We start from the raw sequence: 19,691 nt of genomic DNA, 5'->3' as shown, positions 1-19,691 counted from the left end.
ATAATCGAAACTTCATACGTTTCGAACGCGCCACCCACGAGGTCCGTCATGACGTTGTCCGCACTCGCCGTCTTCGCCTTCGCCCTGCTCGTTACCTCCGGCACGCCCGGCCCGAGCGTCGCCGCGCTCGTCTCGCGCGTGCTGACGAACGGCGTGCGAGACGTGCTGCCGTTCCTCGCGGCCATGTGGCTCGGCGAAGCGCTGTGGCTCACGGTCGCGGTCGCCGGGCTGTCCGCGTTCACGCGCACGTTCGCGGCGGGCCTGATCGTGCTGAAGCTGCTCGGCGTCGCGTACCTGCTGTTCCTCGCGTGGAAGATGTGGACCGCGCCGACCGACACGCGTGCGGACGACCTGCCGCGCGGCCAGTCGCCGTGGCGCATGTTCGTCGCCGGCATGCTGGTGACGCTCGGCAATCCGAAGATCATGGTGTTCTATCTTGCGCTGCTGCCGACCATCGTCGACCTCACGCATGTCGGCGTGACGGCCTGGGCCGAGCTGGTAGGTACGATGCTCGCGATCCTGATCGCCACCGACTGCGTCTGGTCGCTGCTCGCATCACGCGCACGCGCGTTCCTGACGTCGGCGCGCGCCAAGCGGATCGCCAACCGCACGAGCGCAACTGCGATGGCCGGTGCGGCGGTGGCGATTGCGACGCGCTAGCCCACCGGTCGTGCGCCACACCACCGCCTGCCACCTGTCATGTCGCAACTCGGGAACATTCCTGCCGCACTCGCCGCACAATCGATTTCCCGTCGCGAGATCGTGCTTCCGCTCGACGCCGCGCTCGAATGCATCGATCATTGCGTGCGTCATCGCATTCCGATCTACGGGTGGGAAGGCTGGGTGCTGACTGCCGACGGACGGGTCGGACACGGCAGTGCGCCGCAGGGCACCGTAAGTCTTGAAGACTTGCCGCTCGAAGAAGCCGCCGCGTTCTGCCACCGCACGATGGTGTCCGACGCGCAGGCGTGGCATGACGAGTACCCCGAAACGACCGACCGGCTCCATTTCTGCATCACGATCGGCGACGCGCGCTGATCGTCGTGTCCGTGCTATCGCATGCCGGCGCGCGACCGGCGACCCGCAACCGTAGTCCGATCGTTGCTCCGGAGGGTTTCACCGTGAAGACCTGGCTATCGAGTGTATCGGCTGTCCTCCTCTGCCTGTCCGCCACGGTCGCGCACGCGGCCGGCGTCAAGCTCGTCCGGATTCCGGCCGATGCCGGCGGCCCCGAGCTGAAGGCAGTCGTGTGGACGCCCTGCGCGGACGCCCCTCAGACGCTCACGATCGGCCCTTACGAATTGAAAGGGCAACGCGACTGCCCGACCGTCGGCGACAAGCTGCCGCTCGTCGTGATCTCGCACGGGCATGGCGGCACGTTCCTCGGCCATCACGATCTCGCGGAAACGCTCGCCGACGCCGGCTATGTGGTCGCGGCCATTAACCATCCCGGCGACACGGCGCTCGACATGAGCCACGCGGCCGACATTCAGGAGTTCGTCGAACGCCCCGTCGACATCAAGCGCCTGATCGACTACATGCTCGCCCACTCCGCCGACGCCGCACGAATCGACCCCGCCCGGATCGGCTTCTTCGGTTTCTCGCGCGGCGGGTATACCGGGCTGGTGCTGGCCGGAGGCAATCCCGATTACGTTCATGCGCCGGTCGCGTGCACGGACCCGACCTGGCTGATCTGCCGGCAGATTCGCGACCGCGACCTTGTCCTGCCACCGCTGACCCACGACCCGCGAATCAAGGCCTACGTGCTGGCCGATCCGCTCGACGAATTTCCGAGCGCCGACACGGTAAAGAATGTCCACGCGCCGATCCAGCTCTGGGCATCGGAGGAAGGCGGCGACGGCGTCGAGCCGGCCACCCTCCCCGCACTGGCCGGCCTGTTGCCGCAGCGGCCGGAATTCCACGTCGTTCAGCATGCCGCGCATTTCGCGTTCGTCGCGCCGTGTTCCGACGCATTGAAAAAAATATCGCCGCGCGTGTGCGTCGACGCCGGCGAATTCGATCGCGTCGCCTTTCACCAGACGCTCGACGCCAGCGCACTCGCGTTCTTCACGGCGAACCTTCGCTAGCAGCGAAACGCCTTGCGCCAGACACCCGGCGCCGGCGCATGGTCGTTGCACGCGATCAGCGCGCGCACGAGCGCCCAGTCATCGTCGTCGCAGAAATCGAGCAGCATCGCGCCGCAAGGGCCGCGCTGCTCGCGCAATCGTTCGGCCAGCCGCGCATGAATGCCCTGCACCTTGCCGTCGCCGTGAGCAACGACCGACGGATTCGCGCCCATCCCCGTTCCGCTGCAGAAATTGATCGCCCAGCGGCCGCTGTCCGGCGAAGGAAGGTCCGTCAGCAGCGCGTCGATCGCACGCCACTTCCAGCCGATCGACGCGGCCACCGGCACGCGATATTCGTCCTGGATCACGAACGCGCCGTCGGGATGATCGATCGTGAACGTCGCGTTGTCGGGCCACGCGGTCAGGTCGATGCCGAGCGGCCGGCTGCCGCGAAAGCGCCGCAGCAACACGATCGCGCCGCGCACGTCGCCGAGCGCGGGCAGCGTGCCGCCGGCATGCCAGCGCAGCCGCGGATGCCGCGCACGATGCGCGTCGAACGTCGCGTCGAAACTGCGCGTACACGCATGCGCCGGCCATTCGTCCTTCACCGACATCACGATGCATTCGCGTGGATGCGCATCGAGAAAGCGCGTGCAATCGGCCAGCACGTCGTCGAACGTCATGCCGAGCGCGATGCCGCCATGATGGATGTCGAACGCATCGCGCACGTGCCGGCAGCGGATGTCGAGCAGCCGCACGCCATGCGCGAGCTGTGCATCGAGCGGCGAACGCTGGGTGCGCACCAGCCGATCGTCGACGGTATACGCACAGGTGTCATGGCTGCCCGGTAGGGTCAGCGTATGCAGCGGCCGCGCGTCGTCGAGCGCCGACATCCAGTCGGCAGGCGGCGTGCACGTATCGTGGCTCGAAGGAATCATGAATCGATGAATGACAAGGAAAGAAAACCGTGGGTAACGGCGTCGGATGTCGCGGCGCGCGCCGGCGTATCGCGCTCCGCGGTGTCACGCGCGTTCTCGCCGACAGCAAGCATCGCACCGCAAACGCGTGAGCGCGTGATGGTCGCCGCGCGCGCGCTCGGCTACCAGGTCAACCTGATCGCGCGCGACATGATCACGCAGCGCAGCAGCATGATCGGCGTCGTGACGGCCGGGTTCGAGAATCCGTTTCGCGCGCGGCTGCTGTCGGACCTGATGGCCGCGCTCGGGCAGCGCTCGCTCACGCCGCTCGTGACCAATGCGGAAGACCCGCGCCAGGTCCGGCAATCGCTCGAACAGTTGCTCAGCTACCGGATCGCGGGCCTCGTGATGACGTCCGCGTCGCCGCCGCTGTCGGTCGCGCAGCAGTATCTCGAACACCGGATCCCGGTCGTGATGATCAACCGCGAGGCGAACCTGCCGGGCGCCGACATCGTCGTCAGCGACAACTCGGCGGGCGCCGTCCATGCGGCGCAGCGGCTCGTGCGGGCCGGCGCGCGCCGGCTTGCGTTTGTCGGGCCGCGCAGCGCGAGCTACAGCGCACAGTCGCGCGCCGCCGCGTTCGAGCACGCGATCGGACGCGGCGACGCGTTCGACGCAACCCTCGCCTGCGTGCTCGACACGCCGTCCGACACTCATGCGAGCGGAATCGAAGCCGCGCGGCAACTGTTCGCGAACGGCGAGCGGCCCGACGGCGTGTTCTGCTCGTCGGACCTGCTCGCGCTCGGCGTGATCGACGTCGCGCGCAGCGAATTCGGGTTGCGCGTGCCGGACGACGTGCGCGTGATCGGCTTCGACGACATCCCGGCCGCCGAATACGACGCGTATCGACTGACGACGCTCCGGCAGGACACGCGCGGCCTCGCGCACGCGGCAGTCGACCTGCTCGCCGAGCGGATGCAGGCGTTCGACGGCCCGTCGCGCACGCGCGTCGTGCCGGTTACGCAGGTGGTGCGGCATAGCTGCGCATGATCAGTCGCGTCGCGTGGCGTCCGGATGCGCGATGCGAGTCACACCCATGTCGCGTCGTTTCCGCGAACAGCACGCCCATTCGATGCGCATGGCCGCCAGGTCCGTTCAGCCTGCGTGCTGCCCGCGTCACTTCAGCCCGCCCGCGAACCCGCGCAACAGGTAGCGCTGCACATAGCCGGCCACGGCCAGCGTGGGCAGCGACGCCATCAGCCCCGCACTCATCAGGTCGCCCCAGTCGATGCCGTTTTCCGTCACGTAGCCGGCAATCGCGAGCGGCAGCGTGAAGCGGCTCGGCGTCGATACGAACAGCAGCGCGATCAGGAATTCGTTCCACGCGGCGATGAACACGAAGATCGCGGTCGCGATCAGGCCCGGCGCGCACAGCGGCAGCACGATCTGCACGAGCCGTCGCGCGAGCCCCGCACCGTCGATGCAGGCCGCCTCTTCGTACTCGATCGGCACTTCGCGCACGAACGCGAGCAGCATCCAGATCGCCATCGGCAGCGCATAGATCTGGTACGCGAGCATCAGGCCGAGCGTCGAATCGAGCAGGTGCAGCCGCTTCGCGAGCGCGAACAGCGGCACCGCGATCGTGATCGGCGGCATCAGCTTCAACGCGAGCACGAGCACCAGGAACAGCAGGTCGAGCCGCGCCGGAAACCGCAACCGCACGAGCGCGTACGCGGCCGGAAACGCGAGTGCCAGCGCGAGCAGCGTCGTGCCGAAGCCGACCAGCAGCGAATTGAAGAGCGGCGCGCCGATGCCGTTGGACCATACCGATGCGAAATGCTCGAAAGTCGGCGCGGCCGGCCAGATCCGCATCGGATGATCGAGGCGTTCGAGCGTCGGCATGAAGGCCGCGCCGGCCATCCACAGGCACGGCAGCAGCAACAGCGCGAGCGCGACGATGCGCAACACCCACGGCATCGCGCGACCGAATGCGGCGCCCGTTCGCGCGCCCGTGATGCCTGCGGGATGCGCCGTCATGCGCGCCGCTTGCGAACCGTCTGCCATACGTACCCCGAAACCAGCACCGCGGACGCCGCGAGCATCAGCACCGACGCGGCGCTCGCCGGCCCGACGTTGAAGAAGCGGAAGCCCGTGTCGTAGATATAGGTCGACAGCGTCTGCGTCGCATTGCCGGGGCCGCCGCCCGTCAGCGCATAGACCTTGTCGAACAGCTTGAACGTGTCGATCGAGCGCAGCAGCAGCGCGAGGCCGATCTGCGGCGCCGCGAGCGGCAGCGTGATGTCGCGCAGGCACTGCCACTCGCTCGCGCCGTCGGTGCGCGCGGCCTCGTACAACTCCTGCGGGATCGACTGCAACCCGGCCAGCACGATCAGGAACGCCATCGGCGTCCACTGCCACACGTCGACCAGCGCGAGCGACCAGAGCGCGAGATGCGGATCGGACAGCCAGCGCACGCCCTCGACGCCGAACACCGCGAGCAGCGCGTTCAGGAAGCCGTCGAAGTTGAGCCAGTTGCGCCAGATCGCCGAGCACACGAGCGTGGACAGCATCATCGGCAGGATTGCGAGCGGCAGCGCGATGCGCCGCCCCGGAAACGCGCGCACGAACAGCAGCGCGAGGCCGAAACCCAGCGCGACTTCGGCGAGCGACGCAACGATCGTGAAGCGCAGCGTGTTGCCGAAGCCGGCCGTGAACGCGTCGTCGCCGAGCACCGCGCGATAGTTCGCGAGCCCCGCGAACGCGCGGCGACCGGCCGAGTAGTCGACCTGGCAGAACGAATCGATCAGCACCTGCGCGACCGGATACAGCGCGAGCGCGGCGAGCACCAGCAGCGCGGGCCCGAGCAGCGCGACGAACGGCAGGCTGCGGCCGAAGGCTTTCATGCGCTGTGCCCCGGCGATGGGTCGAGGCGGGCCGTCACTTGCCGGCCGCGGCCGTCGCCTGCGCGATCTTCTGCTGCGCCTGGCGCAGCGCGGCGTCGGGCGCGGCCTGCCCCGTCAGCGCGAGCTGCAGCTGGTCGCCGAGAATGCTCTCGACCTGCTGCCAGTCTTTCACGCGCGGCCGCGCACGGCCGGCTTCGAGCGCCTTCAGTTGATCCGGATACCAGCGGTACTGGCGCACCAGCGCCGGATCGTTGAACACGCTGCGACGGGTCGGCGGAATGCCGATGCCGGCGAGGCGCGTCTGCGTGTCTCGGTTGGTCAGGTAGGCCAGGAAGTCCTGCGCGAGCTTCGCATGCGGCGCGTCCTTCGGAATGCCCATCTGCCAGATGCCGAGCATCGGCGCCGGGCCCGCAGTCTGCCCGGGCGGCGGCTGCAGCGCGATCTGCCCGACCACGCGCGATTGTTTCGGATCGTCGAGCGCCGGCACCCACGCCGGCCACACCTCGATCGACTGCGCGGCCGTGCCGCGCTGCAGGGCGTCACGCACTTCCGCCGCGCCGTACACGTCGACGTCCTTCGGCGCGGATGCCTTCAGCGCGAGGAAGGTCTTCAGCGCGGCCTGCGCCTCGCGCGAATCGATCGTCACGTTGCCGGCGTGGTCGAACACGTCGCCGCCGTACGCCCACAGGATCGGCAGGAAGCCCGTCACGACCGGGTTGCCCTTGGTGCCGCGGAACACGACGCCCGATACGCTCTTGTCCGCGCCGCCGACGGTCTGCGCGATCTTCAGCACGTCGTCCCAGTTGCGCGGCGGCTGCAGCTTGTACTTCGCGAGCAGGTCCTTGCGGTACGCGAACATCTCGACGTTGCCGACGATCGGCAGCGCGTACAGCGCACCGGCCGCGTTGCGGCCGAGCGCGACGGTGGACGGCACGAGATCGGCGTCGGCAAGCGACGCGGGCAGCGGCTTCAGCCAGCCGTTGCCGATGAATTCGGGGGCCCACGTGTCGTCCATCATCACGAGGTCGTACGCGCCGGTGCCTTCACGCATCGACAGCTTGAGCTTCTGGTACAGGTTCGCGTTCGGCAGCTTGAGCAACTCGATCTCGGTGCCCGGGTGCAGCTTGTTGAAGCCGGCGACGGCGTCGGCCAGCCCCTTGCCGTAGATGTCGTCGCGGCCTGCGATGACGAGATCAGCGGCACCGGCGTGCGTGGCGGCGAAGGACAACGCAAGGGCGGCGGACAGCGCGCGCAGGCGGCTCAGCAGGGTCATGAGGTCTCTCTCGTTCGGCGTGGTGGCGGGACGGCCAGGCGTTGCACACGTGTGCAACGCGGGCGGCGCTTCGGGCCGCCTGATGCGAACGCCATTGTTCACGCCGATCGTTAAGAATTTATGGCACCCGGCGAGAGAGGCTGCCGCCGTACCTGGCCGCCCCGCCCGCCTGGCTGCCCAGGCCCGGCCTCCCCGGCTGGACCTCCCGAGCCAGACCTCCCCGGCCGGACCTCCCCGGCCAGACCTCCCCGGCCGGGTCAGAAGTTCACGCGGATCCCGGCCATCACTGCCAGTTGCCGGCTCGAGTTGCTGTTCGCGAGCACCGGGATCTGCGCGTAGTTCACCGCGTTGCCGTCCGCGTCGGTCCCCAGCCCCTTCCCGCTGGCGATCTGGCCGATCGCAACCGCATACAGCGCGGTGCGCTTCGACAGGCTGTAGTTCGTGCCGATGTTCACCTGATGGAACCGCGTCGTGCCGCGCCCGTCGGTATGCGCGGCGTTGAAGATATAGGCGACGCCGCCCTGCAGCGCGGGCGTGAACATGTACGTGGCGTTCAGCTCGCCGATGTCGAACGTGAACGCCTGTGTGCGCGGCTGCGCCGTGGTCGAGAAGTAGCGGCTGTCGCCGAGGCGCGTATGCGTATAGGTGAGCGCGATCGTCGCATCGCCGAACGTGACCGACCCGCCCGCACCGAACGCGCGCATCGAGCCGGCATCCTGCAGCAGGCAGTACATCGCGCCCGGGTTGCTGCACGAGAAATCGCCGATATAGCCGTTCGCGCCGCCGAGCGCCGCATCGAGCGGCTGGTGCAAATCGAGGTAGCCGACCGAGAACGCGACCGGCGCGCGCGTGTAGGTCGCGGCCACCGCGTAGCCGCGCTTCGCGGAGAAATCGCCGGCCTGCCCGCCGAAGCTGAACGTGCCGCCGAACGTGAGGCCGTTGAAATCCGCGCTGGTGAACTTCACCGCGTTGTTGAAGTTGAATGCGGCATTCAGGTTGTCGACGTCGCCGAGGTGCGAGCCGTACGGTGTCGCCCAGTTGTTGCTCGACACGTACGCGCCGAGCATGTCCGTGTACGAGTCGTATTGGCGGCCGAGGCCGAGCGTGCCGATCCCGTCCTGGCGCAGCCCGACCCACGCCTGCCGGCTGAAGGCCGTGCCGCCCTGCAGCGCCTGCCCGTTCGCCGACAGGAACTGCTGCTCGAGCGTGAACACCGCGTTGAGCCCGCCGCCAAGCGGCTCGGCACCCTGGAAGCCGAAGCGCGACGGCACGAGGTTGCCGCCGCCCATCTGCCACGCATGGCCGCCGCCCGTGCTGCCGTCGGCGCGCGTGAACTGCTGGTTCGTCGAGTAGATGATGCCGGTGTCCACGGTGCCGTACAGCGTCACGCTGCCCGAAGTCTGCGCGTGTGCGTGCATGCATCCCAGCGTGGCCGCGGCCGCGGCCAGTCGTCGTCCGATCTTCATGTCCCGCCCCTCTGTTGTCATCGATTCGCAGTGCAAATCGATGGGGTTATCGATATGGGTGACAGGACTCTATCCAGCGAAAATTCAGGACCTCTATCGCAAATCGGCAAACGGTGGAATGCGCTGCCCGCAACGGTGCCGGGCGGCGCCGTTGCAGCGTGCGCGCGTCAGTCGGGACGCGTCGTCTGGGAAGGCAGCTCGCCGAACAGGTCGCGATACTCGCGCGCGAAATAGCCGAGATGCGTAAAACCCCAGCTCGCGGCAGCCTCGCCGACGCCGAGCTGCTGCACCGACGTCGTACGCAGCATGCGGCGCACCGCGTTCAGCCGGATCGTGCGCAGATAGCCGACCGGCGTGACGTCGGCCACGCGTTGAAAACTCGTCTGCAGCGTGCGGCGGCTGCAGCGCAGCGCGCGGCACAGTTCGAGCACGGTGACGGGTTCCTCGGGGCGGTCGCGCAGATGCTTCTCGCAGCGGCTCACGATGTCGCTGTAAGTGGCGTGCGTGATGTCGCGGCGTTCGACGCCGATACCCTGCTCGAGCGCATCGAGGAACATGCCGAGCATCGCGTCGCGAAACATCTTGCGGGTGGCCGCATATTCGAGGTGGCCCGGATTGCGCTGCGCATCGTCGATCAGCGCCGACAGCCGCACGCCGAGCGCGACGCCCTGCGCGTCGGACAGGCGCGTCACGTGGCGCAGCTTGCGCGCGCCGGATGCGCCGAATTCGGCTTCGCACAGTTCGTCGACCATGTCGGACGCCGCGCTGATCCCGACGAGCCCCATCCCTTCCGGCGTGTGAAATTCGAAATCCTCGCCGGCGCGCAGCGCAAGCAGCGCATAGCCGTCGACGGGCTGGCCCTGGAACGTGCCCGCGAGCGGCACCGACAGCGGCACCGCGAGCGACGTGCGCCCGGCCGGCGCGAGCCCGGTTTGCGCGACGCGCCGGTTGGTCGTCTCGCGGAAGAAGTGAAAATCGTCGTACAGCACCTGCGTGACGGTGCCCTTGAAGCGGCCAGGCGTCATCTGGCGGTAGACCTGATGCCAGCCCGCGATCGCGAGCCCGTGATCGTGCACGTCTTCGTGTGAGCGTGACTGGAACAGCATCGGCATCTCCGGTAAAACCCCTAAACGCGGCCGCCGGGTTCCCCCGGCGCGCAACGCCACAGCTTACCCGTGCAAAATCCTGCGTAGTGCGGTTTCGAACGCAAGACAGGCCGCCGACAGTGCAGCAGCCTGCTCGCCCGTCAGGCGGACGTAGCGGCGGAACGACGGCATCCGGTTCACGACCTCGCTGCCGCCGAACGGCACGATCGTGAGCGTCCAGCGGCCATCGCGCGCATCGATCGTCGCGTCGGTCAGGTGCAGCGGCCGCAGCGCGTCGGCCAGCGACGGCTCGGCGACCAGCGCGGCCACCGTGTCGGCGAATCCGGGGTCGCATCCCGGCTCGGCTACCGCATCGATGCCCGTGCGGCGCAGCCAGCCGGTCTGCTTCACCCGCGCGCCGCCCTGCACGACCGGGCCGCACGCGGCTGCCGCCACCTTCACGCTGACCGTGTGCATCAGGAACTGGCGGTCGACACGCTCGTCGACGCTCACGCGCACGCCATTCGGCAGCCGGGCCGTCAGGCTGCCGCCCCCGTCGACATCACGCGCGGCGCCCAGATCGGCCAGCACACGCGCGGCGATCGCGCCGGGCCGATGGCCGGGCGGCGGCGCAGCGGGCGCCGCGCGCCAGCGGGCGAGCGCGGCCTTCACGATGCGACGTGCTCGTTGCGCAGCACTTCCTCGACCGGCACCGGCTTGAACGGATGCCGGCGCTGCACGACGAGCGTCCAGAACAGCGCGTACAGCGCGGTGAGCCCGAGCATCGCGCCGAACGGCACGTAGATGTCGCGCGCGTTCATGCCCGGCGGCGTGATGTACCAGATCGCGAGCACGATGCCGACGCTCGACACGATCTGCGGCAGCGGGAACAGCGGCGAACGGTACGGGCGCGGCAGGTCCGGGCGGCGAATCCGCAGCATCACGACCGACGCGGTAACGAGCAGGTACGCGGTGCCCCACGCGCAGGTCGCTGCGAGCACGAGGTGCAGGATGCTGTCGAGATTGCCGTTGATCAGCCACGCGTGGAAGATCGGCACGATCGCCGCCGCGACGATGCCGACCACCGGCGTCTTGAAGCGCGGATGCAGGTACGCAAAGCAGCGCGGCAGCGCACCGTCGATCGCCATCCCGTACAGGATGCGCGGCAGCCCGGCCATCAGCGTGTTGATCGTCGCGGCGCCCGCGCACAGGAACGCGATGCCGAACCAGATGCGACCGAAGGGCCCAAGCACCTGCAGCGCGAACGCGGGAATCGCGCCCGGCGTGTCGAGCAGGTGCGTGAGGCCGTCGGGGCTCACGGGCACGTTCGCGACCTGGCGGCGGATCGCCGCGCCGTACAGGAACATGCAGATCGCGACGCCGACGAGGCCCAGCGCCATCGCGCGCGGGATCGTGCGGCCCGGCGACTTCATCTCCGGCGCGAGCGGCGTGACGAACTCGCAGCCGACGAACATGAACATCGCCATCCCGACCAGCGACAGCACGGCCGGCACCGACGTGCCGACTTCCGAGCCGCCGAACCATCCGTCGAGGTGGACGGCCGGCGCGGCCGCGAGCCCGAGGATCCCGAAGATCATCAGCGACAGCCACATGCCGGCCGTCAGCACGATCTCGAGCTTGCTGAATACCTTGATGCCGATGATGTTGGTGATCGCGAACGTGACGACGAGGCCGACGCCGACGAGCCACGAGCTGTTGTGCTTCTCGAACGCGGCATTCAGCGATTCGAAATTGACGAGCGCCATGATGCCGCTCAGGATCGTTTCCGCCGTACCGGCGAACACGTGCACGAGGAAATACGCGGAGATCGTGCCGGTGATGGCCCAGAAGCGGCCGAGCCCGCACGACAGGTAATCGTAAACCGAGCCGGCGGTGGGCAGCATCGCGGCGGCTTCGGAGAAGGTGGTCGCCTGCGCCTGCATCATCACGAACGCGATGATCATCGCGACCGCGAACGCCCAGCCGCCCATCCCGAAGCCCGACGTCGCGGTGAGGATCACCGGGCTTGCCATGATGAGGCCGACGGCGCTCGCCAGCGCGGTCGGAAAGCCGACCGCCCCCGCCTTCAGGGCCGTGCCGCCACCCGCTTCAGCCGGCGTGCCGGCGGGCGTGTCGCCTGCGGCGCCGGTAATTCCTGACCATCCCGACATCTTCGTCTCCTTCCTGAGTGGGCCCGAACCTGCGCTCCGGCAGCTATTGAGGCCCCATGCTTTGCGGTCGGCCCGGGGCGGCGCTTCAGCGCTTCGATTCCCGGGCCCCCTGTCGATCACACCTTGATCCGATGTCGAAAAAATACGCAGGCAAAATAATCCGGTCATAGCGCAAATCGGCAAACCGGCGGCAGCCGCGCTGCGCGCCGCCGGTATGCCGTCACGCGATCACGCCATCATGCGAACGGCACGCCCTCGAAGCCCGCCGCGAGCGCGTCGACGATCCGGTCGAGCTGCTCGCGCTGGATCACGAGCGGCGGCGACAGGATGATCTTCGTGCCGACCGGACGCACCAGCACGCCGTTCTCGCGCGCGACTTCCGCGACCGCGTTCGCATAGCCGGACAGCGGATCGATCGGCTCGCGCGTTGCCTTGTTCGCGACGAGGTCGAGCGCGAGCATCAGCCCCTTGCCGCGCACCTCGCCGACCGCCGCGAAACGTTCCGGGAACGACTGCAGCGCTTCGAGCAGATACGCGCCCTGCTTCGCCGCATTCGCCGGCAGGTCTTCCTTCACGACGATGTCGAGGCTCGCGATCGCGGCCGCGCATGCAACCGGGTGGCCCGCATACGTGTAGCCGTGCATGATCGCACCGCCAAAATCGGCGTTCGCGGCGAACGCGTCCTCGATCCGCGCGTTCACGACCGTCGCGCCGAGCGGCACGTAGCCCGACGAGATCCCCTTCGCGAGACACATGATGTCCGGGCGCACGCCCCAGCCGCGGCTGCCGAACATGCTGCCGCTGCGGCCGAAGCCCGTCACGACCTCGTCGGCGATCAGCAGCACACCGTAGCGGTCGCACACCTCGCGCACGAGCGGCCAGTAGTTGGCCGGCGGCACGATCACGCCGCCCGCGCCCTGGATCGGCTCCGCGATGAACGCGGCCACCGTGTCCGGGCTCTGGAACTGGATCTCGCGTTCCAGCATTTCCGCGCAGATCCGGCCGAGCTCCTCCGGGTCCTGCGTGAACGGGTTGCGGTACAGCCACGGCGTCTCGACGTGGAAGCAGCCCGGCAGGTTCGGCTCGTAGTTGCGGCGGAACACCGTGTTGCCGTTCACCGACGCGCCGCCGAAATGCGTGCCGTGATAGCCCTGCTTCAGCGAGATGAACTTCGTGCGGTCGGCCTGGCCGCGCACCTTCCAGTACTGGCGCGCGATCTTCAGCGCGGTCTCGATCGAATCGGAGCCGCCCGAGCTGTACAGCACGCGGCGCATTCCTTCCGGTTCGAGCATGTCGATCACCTTCTTCGACAGTTCTTCCGCGCGCGGATGCGAGATCCCGTCGAACAGCTGGAAGTATTCGAGCTCGTCGAGCTGGCGCACGATCGCGTCCTTCACTTCCTGGCGGTTGTGGCCGACGTTCACGTTCCACAGGCCCGCGACGCCGTCGACGAGCTTGCGCCCCTCTTCGTCGAACACGTAGCAGCCGTCGCCGCGCACGATGCGGATCGGCTTGCGCTGCTTCATCTCGTTCGGGTGCACCATCGGATGCCAGAATTTTGCTTCGTTGTAGCTCATTGCAGTCTCCACTGTCGGATCGTTTGAACCTGGGTCGTTCGGGTTCAGGGTTCGAGGTTGATGCCGCGCGTCAGTGCGCGATGCAGACGGATTTGGTTTCGGTGAAGCCTTCGATCGCGTACTGGCCGAATTCGCGGCCGATGCCCGATTGCTTGTAGCCGCCGAACGGCATCGACGGATCGAGCGGGATATGGCAATTCACCCACACGGTGCCGGCCTCGATCTGCGGCACGAGGTTCATCACGCGCTTCAGGTCGTTGCTCCAGATGCTCGCGGCGAGGCCGTACGGCGACGCGTTCGCGAGGCGCACCGCGTCGGCTGCGTCGTCGAACGGCACGACGACGATCACCGGGCCGAACACTTCGTCGCGCACGATCGCGCTGTCCGGATGCGGATCGGCGATCACGGCCGGCTTCACGTAGTAGCCGGGCAGGTCGTCGGCCGGCGTACCGCCCGCGAGGAACGTGAGGCCCGCGCGGCGCGCGCCTTCGATGTGCTGGACGACCTTGTCGCGATGGTGCGCGGATACCAGCGGGTTGATCTGCGCGGTCGTGTCGAGGCCCGCGCCGAGCTTCATCGACTGCGCGACACCCGCGAGGCCGTCGGCCAGCTGCGCGAACTTGCTGCGATGCACGTAGATGCGCGACGCGGCCGCGCACACCTGCCCCTGGTTGAAGAATGCGCCGGCGGCGACGCCGTCGAGCGCCTGCGCGACGTCGATGTCGTCGAGCATCACGATCGGGTTCTTGCCGCCGAGCTCGAGCGAGAAGCGCGTCATGTTCTGCACGGCCGCCGCGCCGACCAGCTTGCCGGTCGCGGTCGAGCCCGTGAACGAGATCTTCGCGATCGACGGGTGGCTCGCAAGCGCGGCGCCGCAGGTGCGGCCGCCCGTGACAACGTTGAACACGCCGGGCGGCACGCCCGCTTCGCGTGCGAGCTCGGCGAGGCGCAGCGCGGTGAGCGGCGTTTCCGGCGACGGCTTCAGCACGATCGTGCAGCCGGCCGCGAGCGCGGGAATCAGCTTCCACACCGCGATCATCAGCGGGAAATTCCACGGCACGATCGCGGCAACCACGCCGACGGGCTCCTTGCGCGTATAGGCCGTATAGCGCGCGCCGGGCGGGAACGGGATCGACACGTCGAGCGTCTGGCCGGTGATCTTGGTCGCCCAGCCGGCCATGTAGCGCACGTATTCGACGCTCGCGCCGACCTCGATCGCGCGCGACACGTGAATCGACTTGCCCTGGTTCAGCGTTTCGAGCTGCGCGAGCGTTTCGGCGTCGGCCTCGATCAGGTCGGCGAGTTTCAGCAGGATGCGTTCGCGGTCGGCCGGGCGCAGGCCGCTCCACACGCGCGCGTCGAACGCGCGCTTCGCGCTGGCGACCGCGCGGTCGACGTCGTGTTCGTCGGCGTCCGCGACTGTCGCGAGCCGCTCGCCCGTCGCCGGGTCGTACACGTCGAGTCGCGCGGCCGCGTGCGCGGGCTGCATTTCACCGTCGATGAAGAGGCCGAAATCGCGCGCAACGAAAGTGCGCACGGTGTCGCTGACGGCGACGTAGTTCGTGGTGCTCATGGGCGTCTCGTTAGATTGTCGTGGCTAGCCGCGTGCGTGAGGGCACGCGGGCGTCGGACCACTGTATCGACGAGGGATCGCGCCCGGTGAGCGCAAATTGGCAGCGCGTGAGCGCTGGGGGGCGGGTTCGAACCCCGTGGGAGAGCCGGCGGGCGCCGCGGAAAGCCGCTGCGGCAGCGAACCGGAGGGCTAGTTTCTGAAACCGTGCGCCATCGACGCAACGAAGTCGTACGCCTGGTAATCCAGCCAGTAGATACCGAGCGCAAGCGGAATCAGGAAGTACAGCGAATCGTAGGACCCGCTTCGCACGGTCCTGACGATGAAAACCGGCAGCGCAACGCTCAAGGCGATGACCACGAGCGAAACGGCGATGATCGCGACATCCATTTTCCCGGCCCCTGGATTGTTATCGAAATGACGATCGCGCAAGGTACTGCACGATCCCGAGGGGCGATGCGTGGAACGGCGAGCCGGTCAGCCGCTGAAGACCATGCACGCTGCGGGCCCGACCAGTTCGTTTTCCTTCGCACTCCGCGATGTGAACAGGCAAAAGCTGCCGCCGAGGTCGCTTTCGAATTCCATCAGGAAGTCCAGTCGGCCGTCGCGGTCGAGATCGCCCGCCCAGATCAGCGACGCGCTGAACGGCGGCGAGCTGCCGCCGAAGTCATTCAGGACCGACCGCTTGCCGTCGCCTTCGGCAATCACCTCACCGGCCAGCGTATGGCGCAGCGTGTACCGGCGGCCGTGAAAACCAAAGCGCAGCGGGTTGCCGCCGGGCTCGATCGCCCTTCCGCCCTTCGGAAACGCCAAGTTCGCCGCATCGACCTTGCCCTGCCTGAACGTCTTGCAACGGAACAGCGCCACGGCTTTTCCCGGGTCGGATCTGACGTCGACAACGCCGCCGTTCGCCGACGACGAATCGAACCGGACGCGTGCCGGTGCGAGCTTCCAGCGATTCCCGTCCGGTATCAGTCCGAGCCACCCGCCGCCGGGATAGGCGGCGGCCTCGCCGACGTCGTCCGGGGCAATCTTGGTCGGTGTCAGCACGAGGCACGACTCGGGCTCGCCCACTTGCGCGAAGGCGGAGGAGCAGGCACCCAGCAACACGAGCAGCACGGCCGGCAGCGCTTTGGTATTCATGAATCGGCAATCGCGAAGGTTCGAAGTCCGGTCCGCAATTATCCGATGAATTTATCCGATGCATTACAGGAACAGCGCACCCACCAGTTCGGTGCGGTTCGACACGCCGAGCTTGCGGTACATGCGCATCAGGTGCGTCTTGATCGTCGGTTGCCCGAGCGCGAGATCGCGGGCGATCTCCTTGTTCGAGCGGCCGTCGCGCACGAGGCGCGCGATCTGCTCCTCGCGGTAGGTCAACCGCTCCTCGCAGCCGATCCGGTGGATGCCGCGCCGCGCGCGCAGCAGCGGGCTCAGCGCGGCTTCGGCCACGGGCTGCAGCCGTGCGAGCGCATCGATCTCGCCGGGTGCGAACCGCCCGGCCGTGCCGTTGCCGGGCAAGGCGCCGCGCGTTTCACCCGCCCCGAAGCGCAGCAGCGAGAACGCGCCGACCGTGCGGCCCGCGTCGCGCAGCCAGATCTCGACGACGTCGGCCACGTCGTGCCGCCGCAGGAAGCGGGTCCAGTACGCGGACGCGTCGCGCCTTTCGTCAGGCAATTGGGACGCGAGCGTGACGACCGCGCGTTCGCCTGACGCGCAACGCGACGGATGCAGCGGATCGAGCATCCGGTAGCGCGCGACATAGGTGCGATGCATCGATTCCGGCATCCCGAACAGCTCGAAATCCGCTGGTTCCCCGCTCTGGTCGAGCCGGTAGAACACGATCGCGGACGGGCTCGCGAACGCATCGAACGCGTCCACGCACGCTCGCAGCGCGCGCAGCCAGTCGGCGGCGGCCGGGTCGGCGGGAACGGATGGGGTCGGCATGGTGGAATCGGCTGGCGGGCGAACGCATCGAATATCGAAGTTCGGGCCAGCCTACCGGCGCCGAAAAGCGCCGGTGAGCACAAATCGGCAAATCGTCCCGGTGGGGTCGGTGGGGTCGGTGGGGTCGGTGGGGTCGGTGGGGTCGGTGGGGCCGGTGGGGTCGGTGGGGCCGGTGGAGCCCGTGGGGTCGGTGGAGCCCGTGGAGCTGGTGGAGCTGGTGGAGCTGGTGGAGCTGGTGGAGCTGGTGGAGCTGGTGTGGCTGGTGTGGCTGGTGAAGCTGGTGTGGCTGGTGAAGCTGGTGAAGCTGGTGAAGCTGGTGAAGCTGGTGCGGCTGGTGCGGCTGGTGCCGCCCGTTCACGTTGCGCAACGCGCAACGCCACCCGTGCCGCCCATGCGGCCGGTTTGACCAGGACGACACAGGCGCGCTGACGCGCGCCTCGCGTCAACGCGCGTTCGCAGCGAACGTGTCGCAGGCGCTCAGCTCGCCCGATTCCATCCCGCGCCGCAGCCAGTACACGCGCTGGTCGCTGGTGCCGTGCGTGAAGCTTTCCGGCACGACGTAGCCCTGCCCTTGCTGCTGCAGCCGGTCGTCGCCGATCGCGGCGGCCGCCTTCAGCCCCTGCTCGAAATCGCCGGGTTCCATCAGGCGCTGGTTCGCGCGCTGCGCGTTGTTCGCCCACACGCCGGCAAAGCAGTCGGCCTGCAGCTCCATCCGTACCGACAGCGCGTTCGAGTGCGCCTGGCTCGCGCGCCGGCGCGCGGCGTCGACCTTGTCGGAAATGCCGAGCAGGTTCTGCACGTGATGGCCGACTTCGTGCGCGATCACGTAAGCCTGCGCGAAATCGCCGCCCGCGCCGAAACGCTTGCGCAACTCGTCGTAGAAACCGAGATCGATGTACACCTTGCGGTCGGCCGGGCAATAGAACGGCCCCATCGCAGTCTGGCCCGTGCCGCACGCTGTCGGCGTCGAATTCGTGAACATCACGAGCGTCGGCGGCTGGTACTGCGCATGCAGCTGGGTATTGAACACGCCCGTCCACGTGCGCTCGATATTGCCGAGCACCTTGCGCGTGAACACCACGCCCGGCTCGTTCGACGGCACGCCCTGCCGCTGCGCGGGCGCGGGCTGCGCCTGCTGCTGGCGTCCCTGCAGCGCCGATGCGCCTTCGAGTATCACGCGCGGGTCGATCCCGAAGAAATACGATGCGGCGAACGCGACCACGATCGTGCCGATGCCGATCGTCGCACCACGCCCGCCGCCGAACCCGCCGGCGCCACGGCGATCCTCGACGTTCGTGCTTTCCCTTTCGTCGTCCAGCCTCATTGCCGGCCCTCCCTGTTCTTGTCGATGGTCCGGTGCGCGAGCGCGCAACCGGGCGATATGTTGTCGTGGCGCAATCCGTCGGCAGCGGCAACGCCCGCGCGTCGGGTGCATGCTCGTGCCGGGATCGCCGGCCCGCCGCTCCGCTCGCACGACGGAATCGGCCAGCCGATGCGCCGCGCGTCGATACGCGGCCCGCCCGCGCTATTCTGCCGGGCTTTCGTGACTTATCGCAAAAATGTGGAGGATAGAGCGATTCGGTGCCAGACATCGTCAGCCTTTGCAAAATTGGCGGCGACCGACGTTGCCGGCCGGATGCCACCCGCGTTCATCCTTTCGGCTGATACCGGCGCTCGCCGGCGCCGCCTAAAGTGACCGGGAACGACACCCTTCCGGAGCACGACATGACATACCCGCAACCCCGCACGATCGCGATCACCGGCGCCGGCACCGGTATCGGCGCCGCGTGTGCGCGCCGCTTCGCCAGCCGCGGCGACCGCGTCGTGCTGATCGGGCGGCGTCAGGCGCCGCTCGACGCGCTGGCCGCCGAAACGGGCGGCCTCGCGCTTGCCGGCGATGCCGCGAGCGCCACCGACTGGGCCCGTTTCCTGCCGCATATCGCCGAACGCTTCGGACGCGTCGACGCGCTCGTCACATGCGCGGGCGGCCACGGGCTCGGCCGCGCAGACGAAACCGACGACGCGCAGTGGCGCGACGCGATGCACGCGAACCTCGACACCGCGTTCGTCAGCGCGCGCGCGTGCCTGCCCGACCTGATCGCGCAGCGCGGCAGCATCGTGCTGGTCGCGTCGATCGCGGCGCTCGCGGCCGGGCCCGGCGTGTGCGGCTATACGGTCGGCAAGCACGCGCTGCTCGGGCTCGCGCGGTCGCTCGCGCGCGACTACGGGCCGCACGGCGTACGGGCGAATACGGTGTGCCCCGGCTGGGTCCGCACGCCGATGGCCGATGCGGAGATGGAGCCGCTGATGTCGGCGCACGGCGACACGCTCGACGGCGCGTATGCGCGCGTCAGCGCCGACGTGCCGCTGCGCCGCGCGGCCGATCCGGACGAGATCGCGGCCGTCTGCGCGTTCCTCGCGTCGCCGGACGCGTCGTTCGTGACCGGTGCGACGCTCGTCGCGGACGGCGGCGCGATGGTCGTCGACGTGCCGACGCTCGCGTTCGACACGCTCTGAAGCACGCGGGCACACCGCCCGCGTAACGCTTCGTTGCACCCGGCGTGTCGTGCACGCTCGCCGGCACGCCGCCGCCCGCCCGGGCCTCACGACGCGCGCACCGCGCCGCCCGCTCGTTTCCCGCCCCGAAAAGTTCGACACGCTTTGAAGCGCGCGGGCACGCCGCCCGCGTAACGCGTCATGACACCCGGCGTGTCGT

At 68.5% G+C, this 19,691-nt stretch carries 20 protein-coding genes; 6 read left to right on the top strand and 14 right to left on the bottom strand.

Translation table 11 applies throughout. From position 1 onward, the window contains the following. The first annotated feature begins 48 nt into the window (after positions 1-48). The 3 genes from ACPTTF_RS21885 to ACPTTF_RS21875 all read left to right on the top strand — a co-directional run bounded on the left by ACPTTF_RS21885 (position 49) and on the right by ACPTTF_RS21875 (position 2,087). Positions 49-660: a LysE family translocator gene (locus ACPTTF_RS21885; protein ID WP_423368162.1), complete on the top strand. Its 612-nt coding sequence runs from the start codon at positions 49-51 to the stop codon at positions 658-660. Between the two features lie 39 nt (positions 661-699). After that, positions 700-1,038, top strand: coding sequence for a hypothetical protein (locus tag ACPTTF_RS21880; RefSeq protein ID WP_166950984.1), 339 nt, complete (start codon positions 700-702; stop codon positions 1,036-1,038). An 83-nt stretch (positions 1,039-1,121) separates the two neighbouring features. Beyond that, positions 1,122-2,087, top strand: a complete 966-nt coding sequence (locus ACPTTF_RS21875; RefSeq protein WP_423369854.1) for an alpha/beta hydrolase family protein — start codon at positions 1,122-1,124, stop codon at positions 2,085-2,087. Here the strand turns inward: ACPTTF_RS21875 and ACPTTF_RS21870 are convergent. Then, a complete protein-coding gene (locus ACPTTF_RS21870; RefSeq protein WP_423368161.1) occupies positions 2,084-3,004 on the bottom strand; it encodes a phosphatidylinositol-specific phospholipase C in 921 nt (306 codons plus the stop codon). The two genes, ACPTTF_RS21875 and ACPTTF_RS21870, sit on opposite strands and share 4 nt — an antisense overlap. Before the next feature lie 6 nt (positions 3,005-3,010). On the opposite strand from ACPTTF_RS21870, the gene ACPTTF_RS21865 reads away from it, so the two are divergent. Next, positions 3,011-4,033 (top strand): LacI family DNA-binding transcriptional regulator, encoded by a 1,023-nt coding sequence (locus ACPTTF_RS21865; protein ID WP_423368160.1) that lies wholly within the window; start codon positions 3,011-3,013, stop codon positions 4,031-4,033. A 126-nt stretch (positions 4,034-4,159) separates the two neighbouring features. On the opposite strand, the gene ACPTTF_RS21860 is transcribed toward ACPTTF_RS21865, so the two are convergent. From ACPTTF_RS21860 to ACPTTF_RS21805, 12 genes are all read right to left on the bottom strand, one after another. Next, positions 4,160-5,020 carry a carbohydrate ABC transporter permease gene (locus ACPTTF_RS21860; RefSeq protein WP_423368159.1) on the bottom strand — a complete coding sequence of 287 codons (861 nt, stop codon included), beginning with the start codon at positions 5,018-5,020 and terminating at the stop codon, positions 4,160-4,162. Beyond that, positions 5,017-5,886, bottom strand: coding sequence for a carbohydrate ABC transporter permease (locus ACPTTF_RS21855; protein ID WP_423368158.1), 870 nt, complete (start codon positions 5,884-5,886; stop codon positions 5,017-5,019). Before ACPTTF_RS21855 ends, ACPTTF_RS21860 begins: the two co-directional genes overlap by 4 nt. A gap of 34 nt (positions 5,887-5,920) precedes the next feature. Further along, a complete protein-coding gene (locus tag ACPTTF_RS21850; RefSeq protein WP_423368157.1) occupies positions 5,921-7,159 on the bottom strand; it encodes an ABC transporter substrate-binding protein in 1,239 nt (412 codons plus the stop codon). A 257-nt stretch (positions 7,160-7,416) separates the two neighbouring features. Beyond that, on the bottom strand, positions 7,417-8,625 hold the full coding sequence (locus ACPTTF_RS21845; protein WP_423368156.1) for a porin: 1,209 nt from the start codon (positions 8,623-8,625) through the stop codon (positions 7,417-7,419). Positions 8,626-8,792: 167 nt separating this feature from the next. Next, positions 8,793-9,731: a helix-turn-helix domain-containing protein gene (locus tag ACPTTF_RS21840; RefSeq protein WP_423368155.1), complete on the bottom strand. Its 939-nt coding sequence runs from the start codon at positions 9,729-9,731 to the stop codon at positions 8,793-8,795. 63 nt (positions 9,732-9,794) lie between these two features. Next, the gene (locus tag ACPTTF_RS21835; RefSeq protein ID WP_423368154.1) at positions 9,795-10,382 is read right to left on the bottom strand and encodes a DUF3156 family protein; all 588 of its coding nucleotides are present in this window, start codon (positions 10,380-10,382) and stop codon (positions 9,795-9,797) included. Continuing rightward, positions 10,379-11,881 (bottom strand): APC family permease, encoded by a 1,503-nt coding sequence (locus tag ACPTTF_RS21830; RefSeq protein ID WP_423368153.1) that lies wholly within the window; start codon positions 11,879-11,881, stop codon positions 10,379-10,381. Before ACPTTF_RS21830 ends, ACPTTF_RS21835 begins: the two co-directional genes overlap by 4 nt. A 236-nt stretch (positions 11,882-12,117) precedes the next feature. Next, the gene (locus ACPTTF_RS21825; RefSeq protein WP_423368152.1) at positions 12,118-13,458 is read right to left on the bottom strand and encodes an aspartate aminotransferase family protein; all 1,341 of its coding nucleotides are present in this window, start codon (positions 13,456-13,458) and stop codon (positions 12,118-12,120) included. A gap of 70 nt (positions 13,459-13,528) precedes the next feature. Continuing rightward, positions 13,529-15,031 (bottom strand): aldehyde dehydrogenase family protein, encoded by a 1,503-nt coding sequence (locus ACPTTF_RS21820; RefSeq protein WP_423368151.1) that lies wholly within the window; start codon positions 15,029-15,031, stop codon positions 13,529-13,531. 189 nt (positions 15,032-15,220) lie between these two features. Continuing rightward, positions 15,221-15,418 (bottom strand): hypothetical protein, encoded by a 198-nt coding sequence (locus ACPTTF_RS21815; protein WP_423368150.1) that lies wholly within the window; start codon positions 15,416-15,418, stop codon positions 15,221-15,223. Positions 15,419-15,505: 87 nt separating this feature from the next. Beyond that, positions 15,506-16,171: a hypothetical protein gene (locus ACPTTF_RS21810; RefSeq protein ID WP_423368149.1), complete on the bottom strand. Its 666-nt coding sequence runs from the start codon at positions 16,169-16,171 to the stop codon at positions 15,506-15,508. 63 nt (positions 16,172-16,234) lie between these two features. Further along, positions 16,235-16,975, bottom strand: coding sequence for a response regulator transcription factor (locus ACPTTF_RS21805; RefSeq protein ID WP_423368148.1), 741 nt, complete (start codon positions 16,973-16,975; stop codon positions 16,235-16,237). Positions 16,976-17,174: 199 nt separating this feature from the next. Between ACPTTF_RS21805 and ACPTTF_RS21800 the strand changes: the two genes are divergently transcribed. Next, positions 17,175-17,381 (top strand): hypothetical protein, encoded by a 207-nt coding sequence (locus ACPTTF_RS21800; protein ID WP_423368147.1) that lies wholly within the window; start codon positions 17,175-17,177, stop codon positions 17,379-17,381. A 36-nt stretch (positions 17,382-17,417) separates the two neighbouring features. On the opposite strand, the gene ypfJ is transcribed toward ACPTTF_RS21800, so the two are convergent. Then, positions 17,418-18,299 carry a KPN_02809 family neutral zinc metallopeptidase gene (gene ypfJ / locus ACPTTF_RS21795; RefSeq protein ID WP_166950936.1) on the bottom strand — a complete coding sequence of 294 codons (882 nt, stop codon included), beginning with the start codon at positions 18,297-18,299 and terminating at the stop codon, positions 17,418-17,420. 401 nt (positions 18,300-18,700) lie between these two features. On the opposite strand from ypfJ, the gene ACPTTF_RS21790 reads away from it, so the two are divergent. Further along, on the top strand, positions 18,701-19,492 hold the full coding sequence (locus tag ACPTTF_RS21790) for an SDR family NAD(P)-dependent oxidoreductase (protein ID WP_423368146.1): 792 nt from the start codon (positions 18,701-18,703) through the stop codon (positions 19,490-19,492). Positions 19,493-19,691 lie beyond the last annotated feature (199 nt).

The sequence above is a fragment of the Burkholderia crassaminum genome, assembly GCF_964265005.1.
Lineage (GTDB): Bacteria > Pseudomonadota > Gammaproteobacteria > Burkholderiales > Burkholderiaceae > Burkholderia.
Note: the sequence above shows the minus strand (reverse complement) of the source record. Positions and strands in the feature narration are given on the sequence as shown.

Excerpts from the sequence above, each read along its gene's own strand:
- ACPTTF_RS21885 (WP_423368162.1), top strand. The coding sequence starts at position 49 with ATGACGTTGTCCGCACTCGCCGTCTTCGCCTTCGCCCTGCTCGTTACC.
- ACPTTF_RS21880 (WP_166950984.1), top strand. The coding sequence starts at position 700 with ATGTCGCAACTCGGGAACATTCCTGCCGCACTCGCCGCACAATCGATT.
- ACPTTF_RS21870 (WP_423368161.1), bottom strand. The coding sequence starts at position 3,004 with ATGATTCCTTCGAGCCACGATACGTGCACGCCGCCTGCCGACTGGATG.
- ACPTTF_RS21865 (WP_423368160.1), top strand. The coding sequence starts at position 3,011 with ATGAATGACAAGGAAAGAAAACCGTGGGTAACGGCGTCGGATGTCGCG.
- ACPTTF_RS21860 (WP_423368159.1), bottom strand. The coding sequence starts at position 5,020 with ATGACGGCGCATCCCGCAGGCATCACGGGCGCGCGAACGGGCGCCGCA.
- ACPTTF_RS21855 (WP_423368158.1), bottom strand. The coding sequence starts at position 5,886 with ATGAAAGCCTTCGGCCGCAGCCTGCCGTTCGTCGCGCTGCTCGGGCCC.
- ACPTTF_RS21850 (WP_423368157.1), bottom strand. The coding sequence starts at position 7,159 with ATGACCCTGCTGAGCCGCCTGCGCGCGCTGTCCGCCGCCCTTGCGTTG.
- ACPTTF_RS21845 (WP_423368156.1), bottom strand. The coding sequence starts at position 8,625 with ATGAAGATCGGACGACGACTGGCCGCGGCCGCGGCCACGCTGGGATGC.
- ACPTTF_RS21840 (WP_423368155.1), bottom strand. The coding sequence starts at position 9,731 with ATGCTGTTCCAGTCACGCTCACACGAAGACGTGCACGATCACGGGCTC.
- ACPTTF_RS21830 (WP_423368153.1), bottom strand. The coding sequence starts at position 11,881 with ATGTCGGGATGGTCAGGAATTACCGGCGCCGCAGGCGACACGCCCGCC.
- ACPTTF_RS21825 (WP_423368152.1), bottom strand. The coding sequence starts at position 13,458 with ATGAGCTACAACGAAGCAAAATTCTGGCATCCGATGGTGCACCCGAAC.
- ACPTTF_RS21820 (WP_423368151.1), bottom strand. The coding sequence starts at position 15,031 with ATGAGCACCACGAACTACGTCGCCGTCAGCGACACCGTGCGCACTTTC.
- ACPTTF_RS21815 (WP_423368150.1), bottom strand. The coding sequence starts at position 15,418 with ATGGATGTCGCGATCATCGCCGTTTCGCTCGTGGTCATCGCCTTGAGC.
- ACPTTF_RS21810 (WP_423368149.1), bottom strand. The coding sequence starts at position 16,171 with ATGAATACCAAAGCGCTGCCGGCCGTGCTGCTCGTGTTGCTGGGTGCC.
- ACPTTF_RS21805 (WP_423368148.1), bottom strand. The coding sequence starts at position 16,975 with ATGCCGACCCCATCCGTTCCCGCCGACCCGGCCGCCGCCGACTGGCTG.
- ypfJ (WP_166950936.1), bottom strand. The coding sequence starts at position 18,299 with ATGAGGCTGGACGACGAAAGGGAAAGCACGAACGTCGAGGATCGCCGT.
- ACPTTF_RS21790 (WP_423368146.1), top strand. The coding sequence starts at position 18,701 with ATGACATACCCGCAACCCCGCACGATCGCGATCACCGGCGCCGGCACC.